This window comes from Simplicispira sp. GW247-4R2A, assembly GCF_059424465.1.
In genome coordinates this window covers 52,418-64,246 of record NZ_JBWKZM010000025.1, presented here as the reverse complement: position 1 = coordinate 64,246, position 11,829 = coordinate 52,418, and the positions used below count along the sequence as shown (strand labels likewise).

At 61.7% G+C, this 11,829-nt stretch carries 10 protein-coding genes and 3 tRNA genes; 3 read left to right on the top strand and 10 right to left on the bottom strand.

Annotated elements, in window-relative coordinates; translation table 11 throughout:
• Positions 1-256 (top strand): hypothetical protein (locus AC07ZH_RS15970; protein ID WP_495200504.1); only part of this gene is annotated, 256 nt, incomplete at its 5' end.
• A gap of 565 nt (positions 257-821) precedes the next feature.
• Here the strand turns inward: AC07ZH_RS15970 and AC07ZH_RS15965 are convergent.
• The 7 genes from AC07ZH_RS15965 to uvrC all read right to left on the bottom strand — a co-directional run bounded on the left by AC07ZH_RS15965 (position 822) and on the right by uvrC (position 7,338).
• Positions 822-897 (bottom strand) — tRNA-His (locus tag AC07ZH_RS15965).
• A 37-nt stretch (positions 898-934) separates the two neighbouring features.
• Entirely contained in the window at positions 935-2,860 is a 1,926-nt protein-coding gene (locus AC07ZH_RS15960; RefSeq protein WP_495200503.1) for a SurA N-terminal domain-containing protein, read from the bottom strand.
• A 57-nt stretch (positions 2,861-2,917) separates the two neighbouring features.
• Positions 2,918-2,993 (bottom strand) — tRNA-Val (locus AC07ZH_RS15955).
• A gap of 16 nt (positions 2,994-3,009) precedes the next feature.
• The gene (locus AC07ZH_RS15950; RefSeq protein WP_106444936.1) at positions 3,010-3,282 is read right to left on the bottom strand and encodes an HU family DNA-binding protein; all 273 of its coding nucleotides are present in this window, start codon (positions 3,280-3,282) and stop codon (positions 3,010-3,012) included.
• Between the two features lie 293 nt (positions 3,283-3,575).
• Positions 3,576-4,661 carry a tartrate dehydrogenase gene (locus AC07ZH_RS15945; RefSeq protein WP_495200502.1) on the bottom strand — a complete coding sequence of 362 codons (1,086 nt, stop codon included), beginning with the start codon at positions 4,659-4,661 and terminating at the stop codon, positions 3,576-3,578.
• 70 nt (positions 4,662-4,731) lie between these two features.
• On the bottom strand, positions 4,732-5,298 hold the full coding sequence (gene pgsA / locus AC07ZH_RS15940; RefSeq protein ID WP_119110503.1) for a CDP-diacylglycerol--glycerol-3-phosphate 3-phosphatidyltransferase: 567 nt from the start codon (positions 5,296-5,298) through the stop codon (positions 4,732-4,734).
• Between the two features lie 63 nt (positions 5,299-5,361).
• The gene (uvrC, locus tag AC07ZH_RS15935) at positions 5,362-7,338 is read right to left on the bottom strand and encodes an excinuclease ABC subunit UvrC (RefSeq protein WP_495200501.1); all 1,977 of its coding nucleotides are present in this window, start codon (positions 7,336-7,338) and stop codon (positions 5,362-5,364) included.
• 55 nt (positions 7,339-7,393) lie between these two features.
• On the opposite strand from uvrC, the gene earP reads away from it, so the two are divergent.
• The gene (gene earP, locus AC07ZH_RS15930) at positions 7,394-8,533 is read left to right on the top strand and encodes an elongation factor P maturation arginine rhamnosyltransferase EarP (protein ID WP_495200500.1); all 1,140 of its coding nucleotides are present in this window, start codon (positions 7,394-7,396) and stop codon (positions 8,531-8,533) included.
• A gap of 140 nt (positions 8,534-8,673) precedes the next feature.
• A complete protein-coding gene (efp, locus tag AC07ZH_RS15925; protein WP_119110506.1) occupies positions 8,674-9,228 on the top strand; it encodes an elongation factor P in 555 nt (184 codons plus the stop codon).
• A gap of 69 nt (positions 9,229-9,297) precedes the next feature.
• Here efp and rimO read toward each other — a convergent pair whose 3' ends face one another.
• From rimO to AC07ZH_RS15910, 3 genes are all read right to left on the bottom strand, one after another.
• Positions 9,298-10,689, bottom strand: a complete 1,392-nt coding sequence (gene rimO / locus AC07ZH_RS15920) for a 30S ribosomal protein S12 methylthiotransferase RimO (RefSeq protein ID WP_119110507.1) — start codon at positions 10,687-10,689, stop codon at positions 9,298-9,300.
• A 46-nt stretch (positions 10,690-10,735) separates the two neighbouring features.
• Positions 10,736-11,272: a polyhydroxyalkanoate synthesis repressor PhaR gene (gene phaR / locus AC07ZH_RS15915; protein ID WP_119110508.1), complete on the bottom strand. Its 537-nt coding sequence runs from the start codon at positions 11,270-11,272 to the stop codon at positions 10,736-10,738.
• Between the two features lie 468 nt (positions 11,273-11,740).
• Positions 11,741-11,817, bottom strand: a tRNA-Val gene (locus AC07ZH_RS15910).
• Positions 11,818-11,829: the final 12 nt, after the last annotated feature.

Here is an 11,829-nt window from a genome sequence, read left to right as displayed (position 1 = left end):
GCACCACCGCATCCAGCAAACCCTTCTCGGGGCTTACCTGCCGTCAGCAGCGCAGCCTTGCATTGTAGTACGGGTTTTGACTCGACGGCAAGGCCCAGCTAAAAAATTTCTTCTTTCGCGAATTACTTTGGTCCGGCAATTAGCTGCCGGAAAAAGCGAGGATTATCCCAAAGCAGCCCATAAAGCAAAGCCCTACCAACGTTTCAAGGCGAGGTGCAAGGGCTTGTCGACCGTTGCACCGACCCACACGAGCTAGAACACGGGCAACAGACAGGCTGCGCGGCACGACTGGCCGCACCCGCCGCGCGCGCAGTAGCCACTAAACGGGAGATCGTCACTACGGGAAAAGCTTGGACCGACTACATTGAACATCGATAGCGCCGCCCGTTCTAGGGCAAGCTCCACTACCGTGACCATATCGACAAGGCGCAGGCGGGAGGTTTACTGTGTGGCCGCCGTGGTGGTGACAAGCAATTGACCAAGCTAAGGTCGCTGGCTATTTTGATGCTGCTGACGCCGAAAGACTTGGGTCAAACCGCCACCTCGCCCGCGCCAAAGCCCTTGGCGACGATATCCCACGCGTGCACGGAGCCAGCCTTGACAAAGGGGTTGAGCTCGACGCCCTGGCGAAGCTGCCAGAGCCTGAGCGACTAATCGTCGAGATCCCCACTTTGGGACATACCGCACAGCACACGCCTGCGCGGTTTTTCTTTCGCCTGCTGCTGCGCCCGCTTCCTAAAATCGTCTTACATCCGCCTTTACATCGGGCGGAAATGAAAAACCCCACTATCGATTAAATAGCAGGGTTTTCAATGTGCACATGGGGTGGCTGATGGGGCTCGAACCCACGACAACAGGAATCACAATCCTGGACTCTACCAACTGAGCTACAGCCACCGTAGAGCTTTAAATTATACGATGAATTTTCCAGGCATCAACCCTTTGCAGCCGGAGATGCTTCCGGGCGAGGAACTTTGATTTGCGCCTTGAACCGCTGCTTGAGCAACTCGTAGTAAGCAAGCGCCTCGGCATTCGTCCACCATTGCAGATACTGCTGGCGCCTCTGTGTTGCTACATTCTCAGTAGGTGCTTTTTCATCGATCACGCGGGTGATCTGCGCCACCAAATACCCCTGCGCCCCAAGGTCGACGCCCACCCATGCAGGGAGTTTTGTCTGATCTTCGCTCATCACTTTTTCCACAAGCGCAGGCGGCTGGCTGTGGGCATCTTGGCGGGAAACCACAAGCGGAGCCGACAGTGCGCTGCTCGCCAGCCCAGCATCCTTGCCCCAGGCAGCACGCCTCGCCTCGCCTTCGGCGCGGGCCAATTCAGCCGATTTTGTGGCAACGAACAAGCTGCGAACTTTGTCGCGGGCCTCATCAAATGACAGGGTTCGCGCAGGCATGTACTGGGTAATTCGCGCAGAAGCCAATTGACTCGGGCCAACCTCTATGGCCTCGGTGTTGCGCTTGTCTTTTACCGAATCGGCAGAAAACAACGCGCTCAGGAGCTTTGCGCTGGCCAATGCACCTTCCGCGCCAACAGCAGGCACCCGCGTCACACCGGTGGCCGTGTGCAGTTTGAGTTTGAGCTTTTCCACCACCGGTTGCAGGCTGTCGGACTGCTCGTAGACCAGGTTGGTAAAGGTCTCCGCAACTTCAGCAAACTTGCGCTGGGCCTGCTGCTGTTTGAGTTGGCCTTCGATCTCGGCACGCTTCTCTTCAAACGTAGGAACGGACGGCTTCTTGATGTCCGTGAGCTTGATGATGTGGTAGCCGAAATCGCTCGTCACCACGTCGCTGATAGCGTTCTTTTCAAGACCAAACGCTGCGTCCTCAAATGGCTTGACCATGGCACCGCGGCCGAAAAACCCGAGATCGCCACCCTTACTGGCGGAGCCTGGATCTTGAGAGTTTTTCTTGGCAACTTCCGCAAACGTCTCAGGGGCCTTGCGCACCTGCGCCAGGAGCGCTTGCGCACGTTCCTTGGCGGCAGCACGTTCGGCAGCGGGAGCATCCTTGGCAACAGCTATCAAAATATGGCTGGCGCGCCGCTCTTCCTTGCCTGACATCTGCGCAAGATTTTCCTTGTAATACGTCTTGAGGTCGTCTTCACTCAAGACGATCCCGGCACGCACGGCATCCAGATCCAGCACCACATACTCTACATTGGCTTGCTCCGGCAGCTTGAACTGGTCGGTATGGTCCTTGTAGTAGGCCTGAAGGTCTGCGTCGCTGACCGCCACCTTGGATGCGAAATCCTTGGGATTGAAACTTGCTACCCGAATTTCTCGCTGCTGAAACAAGGGCGCCAGTGTGATCTCGGCTTGTGCGGGCGTGACAAAGCTGGTGGACATGATGCCGCCCAGCACTTGGTTGATTGCCAAATCGCGCCGCATCGACGCTTCAAAACCCTCTGGCGTCATGCCTTGCGTCGCCACAAGTTTGCGGTACGCCTCGGCGTCCAAGCTACCGTCAGGGCGGCGCAGCGCAGCAATTTGAGGGATCTCCTGTAAGGCGCTGGCAAGCCGGGTGTTGCTCGGCTGCAGATGCATTTTGGTCGCCGCAGCCTGCAAGACACGGTCACGCACCAACCTTTCCAGTGTGGCATAGCGCGCCTGTGGCGAGTCGAGCAGTGCGCCGTCAATCCCTGGCTGCTGGGCACGAATACGGTCAGATTCCGTGCGGTGGGCGTTGTCCCACTCGGCTTGCGTGATGTCATGCCCATCCACACGCGCCACCACCGGGCTGCTGCCGGAGAAATACTTGGAGTCGATACCAACGAGCACGAACGACGGAATGATCAGCAAGAACATCACGAGCATCGCAATTTTCGAGTGCTTGCGGATGGATTCAAACATGGGCCGGTCTTTCAATGACAAAAAGAAAAGGCGAACTCGCGTTCGCCTTTGAATCAGTGGTGGGTGCTGACGGGGTCGAACCGCCGACCTACGCCTTGTAAGGGCGCCGCTCTACCAACTGAGCTAAGCACCCCACCTTGATCTGTGTGTCAGTTCAAAGCATCTTTCAACGCCTTGCCTGGACGGAACTTCGGAACTTTAGCAGCCTTGATTTTAATCGCAGCGCCGGTTCGCGGATTGCGGCCGGTGCGCGCAGCACGTTTACCCACCGCGAATGTACCAAAACCCACGAGGGACACCGTACCACCCTTTTTCAAAGTCTTCTTGACTGCCTCAATGGTCGATTCCAAAGCACGCGCAGCGGCAGCTTTGGACAGATCGGCGTTGTTTGCGATGTGCTCAATGAGTTCGGTTTTGTTCACAAGGTGCCTCTCGGGATATACGGGGTTGAATGTCTCTTGGTTTTCTGGCCGTTGCCTGCCCGCAAGCTTGCGACTGCGCACGAATAGCGCAGCGGCGAGTTGGACAGGGTGAGCACCCGTTGGTGCTGCCGATCAGATTAAAACCACCGGGATTCGCGGTGTCAATACGAGCCGCTCGCGGCCCGCGGGAAGCCTGAATTCTAGCCGCATTCGCGTGCATGCCGAGACAGTTAGCGGGCTTCGCGCGTGTTTCGGCCACAGGGCAAATCCCGTATTGACATCGGCCTTGCGCATCACAGCAGCTGGGCGATGGCTCGCCCCACGTCCCGCGTGCTGGCCGTGCCGCCCAGATCGGGCGTACGCGGCCCGCCCGCTTGAGGATCCAGCGCCGCCTCAATCGCGCCCAACATGGCGTCGTGCGCGGCGCGGTAGCCCAGGAAATCGAGCATCAACGCGCCGCACCAGATCTGCCCGATGGGATTGGCAACGTTGCGCCCCGCAATATCCGGCGCCGAGCCATGCACCGGCTCGAACAGCGAGGGGTGGACGCGCGCGGGGTTCAGGTTGGCGCTGGGCGCGATGCCAATCGTGCCGGTGCACGCGGGGCCGAGGTCGCTCAGGATGTCGCCAAACAAATTGCTGGCCACGACCACGTCAAAGGCGTCCGGACGCTGCACGAAATGCGCCGTGAGGATGTCGATATGGAACTTGTCTACGCGCACGTCCGGGTACTCGCGCGCCATGGCGGCCACACGCTCGTCCCAGTAGGGCATGGTGATGGCGATGCCGTTGGATTTGGTCGCGCTGGTAAGGTGTTTTTTGGGGCGCGAGCGCGCCTGCTCGAAGGCGAAACGCAGCACCCGGTCTACACCGTGGCGCGTCATGACCGTCTCCTGCACGACGATCTCACGCTCGGTGCCCTCGAACATGCGCCCGCCGATGCTGGAGTATTCGCCCTCGGTGTTCTCGCGCACGATCAGCATGTCGATCTCGCCAGGGGCCCGGGCGCTGCCGTCGGGGCGCACCACGGGCGCCATGACGCCAGGCATCAGACGCGCCGGCCGCAGGTTCACATACTGGTCGAACTCGCGCCGGAACAGGAGCAGAGAGCCCCAGAGCGAGATGTGGTCGGGAATCTTCTCGGGCCAGCCCACAGCGCCGAAGTAGAGCGCGTCGTGGCTGCCGATTTGCGCCTTCCAGTCGTCGGGCAGCATCTTGCCGTGGCGCTCGAAATAGTCCCAGCTGGAAAAGTCGAAATGGTCGAACTGCAGGTCGATGCCAAAGCGCGTTGCAGCGGCTTCAAGCACGCGCAGGCCTTCAGGGACGACCTCTTTGCCAATGCCGTCGCCAGCAATCACGGCGATGCGGTGCTTTGCCATCACTACTCCTAAAATAATAGCTGTTTGCGCTTATTCATAAAGCACCAGAGCCCGATTTTGCCTATCTTTTTTACTTCACCCTGGCGCGAATTTCCGGCAGGGCTTTTTGCAGGTAATAGGCCATGGACCAGACGGTGAGCACGGCGGCAATCCAGATCAGCCACCGCCCCACCACCCCCGAGTGCAGCCCCGCAGGCAGCGGGCCGTCATAGAGCAGAAACGGAATCGCCACCATCTGCGCCGTGGTCTTGAGCTTGCCCAGCATGTGCACCGCGACGCTGCGCGAGGCGCCAATTTGCGCCATCCATTCGCGCAAGGCGGAGATGGCAATTTCACGCCCGATGATGATGAGCGCGACGAATACGTCGGTGCGTTGCAGGTGCACCAGTACGAGCAGCGAGGCGGCCACAAGGAACTTGTCGGCCACCGGGTCGAGGAAGGCGCCAAAGGCCGAGGTCTGGTTCAGGCGCCGTGCCAGGAAACCGTCGAGCCAGTCGGTAGCGGCAAACACCACGAACATGACGGTGGCGATGAGGTTGCGCGCTTCGGCGGAGAGCGGCAGGTAAAACACCCCCACGATCAACGGTATCGCGACGATGCGCGTCCAGGTCATGATGGTGGGAATGGTCCAGAACATGGCGCTGATTGTGTCACGCGCGCGCTGGTCACATACAGCTCGCCGGGAGCTGGCGGGCAATGCTCAGCGCAGCGCGCGGTAGATGTCCTGCGCCAATGCGGGCGATATGCCATCCACCGTGCACAGGTCGGCCACACTGGCTTCGGCCACGCCGCGCACGCCGCCAAAACGTTGCAGCAGGCGCGCGCGTTTCTTCGGGCCCACGCCGGCGATATCTTCCAGCCGGCTGCCCCCCGTGCGCACGCGGGCACGGGCTGCGCGCATGCCGGTGATGGCAAAGCGGTGCGCCTCGTCGCGGATCTGCGCCACCAGCATCAGCGCGGCCGAATCCTTGCCAAGGTAAACCTTCTCGCGCCCGTCGGCAAACACCAGTTCTTCCAGGCCCACCTTGCGCCCCTCGCCCTTCTCGACGCCGACGATGCGCGAGATGTCGAGGCCCAGCGCGGCAAACACCTCGCGCGCCACGCCGACCTGGCCGCGGCCGCCATCGATCAGCACCAGGTCGGGCAGGCGCGCGCTGCCCGGCGCGGGCTCTGCACCGCCCGCTTCGCGCTGCGCCTCGGCGACCTTGCTGTAACGCCGCTGCAGCACCTGGCGCATGGCGGCGTAGTCGTCACCGCCGGTAATGCCATCAATGTTGAAGCGGCGGTATTCGCCGCTTTGCATCTTGTGGTTCTGAAACACCACGCACGACGCCTGGGTGGATTCGCCCGCCGTGTGCGAGATATCGAAACATTCAATGCGGAGTATGTCCAGATCGTCCTGCGACAGATCCAGCGCCTGCGCCAGCGCGCGGGTACGCGCCTGCTGCGAGCCTTCTTCGGCAAGCAGGCGGGCGAGCTGCAGTTGCGCGTTGTTCTGCGCCATATCCAGCCAGGCGCGGCGCTGCTCGCGCGGCTGGTGCACGGCAGTGATGCGCACGCCCGCTTGCACGCCGAGCGCGTCAAGCAGGCTGCGCCCGACCGGTTCGCTGGTGACGAGCACGGGCGGCACGGGTACGTCGAGGTAGTGCTGGGCGATGAAGGCCTGGAGCACCAAGGCCTCCACCGGCAGCGCGAGGCCAACGTCGTCGTCATCGGCGCCCTGCCCTGCATCCGCTGCCTCGGCACGCGCCTCCTGCAACGCGGCAGCATCGTCCACATGCACCGGAAAGTAAGCACGGTCGCCCAGATGCCGGCCACCGCGCACCATGGCCAGGTTGACGCAGGCGCGCCCGCCCTGTACGCGCACGGCAAGAATGTCCACGTCCTTGTCGCTCGTCGTCTCCACCGATTGCTGGTGCAGCACGCGCGAGAGGGCGGTAATCTGGTTGCGCACGTCGGCGGCCTGCTCGAATTCAAGCCGCTCGGCGTGCGCCAGCATGCTGTGCTGCAAGGCCTCCATCACCGCCCCCGCTTCACCGCGCAGCAGGGCTTCGGCGTGAGCGACGTCCTGGGCATACGCCTCCGGAGAAATCAGGCCCACGCAGGGCGCGCTGCAGCGCTTGATCTGGTAGAGCAGGCAGGGGCGCGTGCGGTTGGCAAACACCGTGTCCTCGCAGGTGCGCAGGCGAAACACCTTTTGCAGCAGCAAAATCGTTTCCTTCACCGCCCAGCCGCTTGGGTAGGGGCCGAAGTAGCGGTGCTTTTTGTCGGTGCTGCCGCGGTAGTAGGCCAGGCGCGGAAAGCGCTGGCTCGGGTCGTCCCCCGTGCCGTCTTTTGCCGCGACGCCGGTGATCTTGAGGTACGGGTAGCTCTTGTCGTCCCGAAACAGGATGTTGTACTTGGGCTGGAGCGTCTTGATAAGGTTGTTTTCCAGCAGCAGCGCCTCGGCCTCCGAGCGCACCACGGTGGTCTCCATGCGCACGATGCGCCCCACCATATGGCCGATGCGCGTACCGCCATGGGTTTTGGTGAAGTAGCTCGACACCCGTTTTTTCAGGTTGCGCGCCTTGCCCACATACAGCAGCCCCCCATCCGCGTCGAAATAGCGGTACACACCAGGCAGCGGCGGCAGCGCGGCCACCTGGGCCAACAATTCTTCGGAATGCACTTCGGACATGGCGCTATTGTGCAAACTTGGCTGGCAGCCCACACGAGCCGTGGACAATTCACGCATGAGCACCCTGCCCTCCCACCATGTTCCCCCTTGGCAATGGGATGTGTTCTGCCGCGTGATCGACAACTTTGGCGACATCGGCGTGTGCTGGCGCCTGGCCAGCCAGCTGGCCGCCGCTGGCCAGCGCGTGCGCCTGTGGGTGGACGACGCATCCGCGCTGGCCTGGATGGCCCCAGGCGACGCAGCCGACGTCGAGGTGCGTAGCTGGGGTGCGCTACCGCCTGCAGATGGGCCGCCCAGCGACGTGCTGGTGGAGGCCTTTGGTTGCGAGATTGCTCCTGACTTCATAGCTGCATGCGCAGACCGGGTAAGCGCTGGCGCCAAAAAACCCGTATGGATCAATCTGGAATACCTCTCAGCGGAATCCTGGGTGCCGCGCCACCATGGCTTGCCCAGCCCGGTCCTGCACGGGCCGGCGGCCGGCTGGACCAAGTGGTTCTATTACCCCGGCTTTGGCAAGGACACCGGCGGCCTGTTGCGGGAACGCGGCTTGATGGACCGCATGCAAGCCTTTGATCGGAGCGCCTGGCGACGCCAACAAGGGGGCAGCGCGCTGGCGCAAGAGCCGCGCTGGGTTTCGCTGTTTTGCTACGAACCGCCAGCGCTGGGCGACTGGCTGCAGCAATGCGCGAGCGGGGCAACAGCGCCCACCTGCCTGCTGGTCACGCCCGGCCGTGCGCAGCGCGCCGTGCAAGTGGCGATGCAAGAAATTTCAAATGAAATTGGCCTCCAGCGCTTATCTGGTAAGCCTGAGCAGCTACATATTTTGAATATGGATGCGCGCCCCCAGCCAGCGTACGACGAGCTGCTCTGGGCCTGCGATCTGAATTTTGTGCGGGGTGAAGATTCGCTGGTGCGCGCGCTGTGGGCGGGCCAGCCGCTGGTGTGGCACATCTACCCGCAGGACGACGGCGCGCATGGCCCCAAACTGGATGCGTTTCTCGACTGGCTGCAGGCACCGCCCAGCCTGCGCCATTTCCATCGGGTGTGGAACGGCCTGGCACCCGGAAAGCTGCCGGTGGTGGACGCTGCACTGCTACAAAATTGGGGAACATGTGTCCGCGCGGCACGTGAACGTTTGCTCGCACAAAACGATTTGTTGACCCAACTACTGGGTTTTTGCGCAAGCAAACGCTAAAATCGCAGGCTTTGCGCAATCAGCGCCGGTCGCATTTTGCTCCGGCGCAGCGCATTCCCCGCCGCGGAACATGCTCCGGCGCGGCTGCCTTCCGGCACGCTAGCGCTTCGCATTGAGCGGCCAAAACCCAGCACTACGCTATGAAAATCGCTCAAGAAATCCGCGCCGGCAACGTCATCATGCACGGCAAAGACCCCATGGTTGTCCTTAAAACCGAATACTCCCGCGGCGGCCGCAACTCGGCCACGGTGCGCATGAAGCTCAAAAGCCTGATCGGCAACTTCGGCACCGAAGTGGTGTTCAAGGCCGACGACAAGATGGACCAGGTCATCCTCGACAAGAAGGATTGCACCTACTCCTACTTCGCCGACCCGATGTACGTCTGGATGGACCCTGACTACAACCAGTACGAAGTCGAAGCCGAGAACATGGGCGACTCGCTCAACTACCTCGAAGACGGCATGACGGCCGAAGTGGTGTTCTACGACGGCAAGGCCATTTCCGTCGAACTGCCGACCAGCGTCGAGCGCGAAATCACCTGGACCGAGCCCGCCGTCAAGGGCGATACGTCCGGCAAGGTCTTGAAGCCCGCCAAGATCGCCACCGGCTTCGAAGTGCCGGTGCCGCTGTTCGTCTCGCAAGGCGACAGGATCGAAGTTGACACCCGCACGGGCGAATACCGCAAGCGCGTCTAAACGCGTTCGGCGCCCATCAAAAAGGCTTCCCTCAGGAAGCCTTTTTGCTTGCCGCGCGGTCTATTCTGCTCAGATGGGTTGTGCTACCAGGTCATGCCCCTGCACGCCAACGATGCGCGCGCGGGTGAATTCGCCCACTTTGAGCTGTTTGCTGATCTTTTCGGGCGGCAGCAGGTGCACCACGCCATCAATTTCGGGTGCATCGGCGTAGCTGCGGCCCACGCCGCCCTTGCGCCCCATGGCCGGCGCGTGGTCCACCAGCACCTGCATGGTGGCACCCACACGGCGCCGCAGCTTGGCAATCGACACCTCTTCGGCCACCGCCATGAAGCGCGCGCGGCGCTCTTCGCGCAGCTCGATGGGGAGCATGCCCGGCAGCCCGTTGGCGGCAGCGCCCGCGACGTCGCTGTAGGCAAAGCAGCCGGCGCGGTCGATCTCCGCCTCGCGCAGGAAGTCCAGCAGATGCTGGAACTCTTCTTCCGTCTCACCAGGGAAGCCGGCGATGAAGGTGCTGCGGATGACGATTTCCGGGCAGGCGGCGCGCCAGCGCTCGATGCGCTCGAGATTTTTCTCGCCGCTGGCTGGGCGCTTCATGCGTTTGAGCACATCGGGGTGGCTGTGCTGGAACGGCACGTCCAGGTACGGCAACACCTTCCCGGTGGCCATCAAGGGGATGATTTCGTCCACGCTCGGGTAGGGGTACACATAGTGCAAGCGCACCCAGGCGCCATAGGGCTCGGCGATCTCGCCCAGCTTTTGCACCAGCTCCAGCATGCGTGTCTTGACCGGCTGGCCATCCCAGAAGCCGGTGCGGTATTTCACATCCACGCCGTAGGCCGAGGTGTCCTGGCTGATGACCAGCAGCTCTTTGACGCCGCCAGCAAACAGCGCCTTGGCCTCCGCCAGCACGTCACCCACCGGGCGCGATACCAGGTCGCCGCGCATCGAGGGGATGATGCAGAAGGTGCAGCGGTGGTTGCAGCCTTCGCTGATCTTCAGGTAGGCATAGTGGCGCGGCGTGAGCTTGATGCCGGCCACGCCAAAGGCTCCGGGAACCAGATCGACAAAGGGATCGTGCGGCTTGGGCAGGTTGCGGTGCACCGCATCCATCACCTCCTGGGTCGCGTGCGCACCCGTCACGGCGAGCACGCTGGGGTGCATCTGCTGCACATAGTTGCCGCCGCTCTCGCCTTGGCGCGCGCCCAGACAGCCGGTGACAATGACCTTGCCGTTTTCGGCCAGCGCATCGCCAATGGTGTTGAGGCTCTCGCGCACCGCGTCGTCAATGAAGCCGCAGGTATTGACGATCACCAGATCGGCGCCCTCGAAGGTCTTGGACGTCTCGTAGCCCTCGGCGCTCAGTTGCGTGAGGATCAATTCGGAGTCGGTCAGATTCTTGGGGCAGCCCAAACTGGCGAAACCGATTTTGGGAATTTTGGGTGGGGAAACAACGTCGTTCATCCCCATATTGTCCTGTACCGCCAGAAAACAGCGGAGGAAACACGCGTCAGCGCTTCAAACCCATGGCGCCGAGCATCTGCTCGGTCTGCTTTTGCATCTGCTCCTGCATTTGAGAAAACAAGGTGCGCGACTGCTCAGCGTAGTTGCCCATCAGGCCCGGCACCATGGGCGACTGGCCACCCATGAACTGCGTCCAGGCCTCGGGCGTCATGCCGTGTGCCTGCTCGGCCAGCTTGGCCTGGATATCGGTGAACGCCTGCACGTTCTTCTCCAGGTAGCTGCCCATGAAGCTCTGCATGGCATGGCCGTAGAAACGAATGATGTTGGCCAGCGCCGCCTCGGTGAACATGGGGCGGCCGCCCGCCTCTTCTTCGAGAATGATTTGCAGGAAGATGCTGCGCGTGATGTCTTCGCCCGACTTCGCATCGCGCACCACCAGCGGCTGGCGCTCCATGACCAATTGCTTGACCTCGGCCAGCGTAATGTAGGTGGAGGTGGCGGTATCGTAGAGACGGCGGTTCGGGTATTTCTTGATCACGCGGACGGTCGCGTGGCTCGAAGCGGCGGATGCTTGCTCAGTCATGTGTGGATATTTCCCTGGGCATCGCCCTCTATTGCACTGCAACAGATTCTAGGCAGGTGCTCTGCCCTAACCGCGCAGGAATACCCTGAGCATGGCGACATGCTTCGCACGGCTGGAGGGATCGTTGGACGACAGGCGCCCGCCCTCGCTCTTTCGCAATCGCCAAATACTCACCGCTGGAGGCTCCCTACGCCCAGTCCTGACTCCCAAGACGTCCAAGAAGCCGAAAAAAGTGGCGCTACGCCCGAAGCACTGGAAGAAGAAACCCCGTCAGATGTAACTCGCATTGAGCGGGAGGATGCGGTCGGCACCAACCCTGAAACGGGCCGCCCCAAAGTGCAAAAAGGTGTGGACACCAGCGTCACACCAAGGCAACAGCGGTACTGGACTTGGTCAGGTTCCGGCAAAGCGCGGCCATAGAAAAAGGGATCAGCATGTCTGCTGACCCCTTGATTTCATTACCATTTCTGGTAGGCGCGATTGGACTCGAACCAACGACCCCCACCATGTCAAGGTGGTGCTCTAACCAGCTGAGCTACGCGCCTGCGTGTATTCGA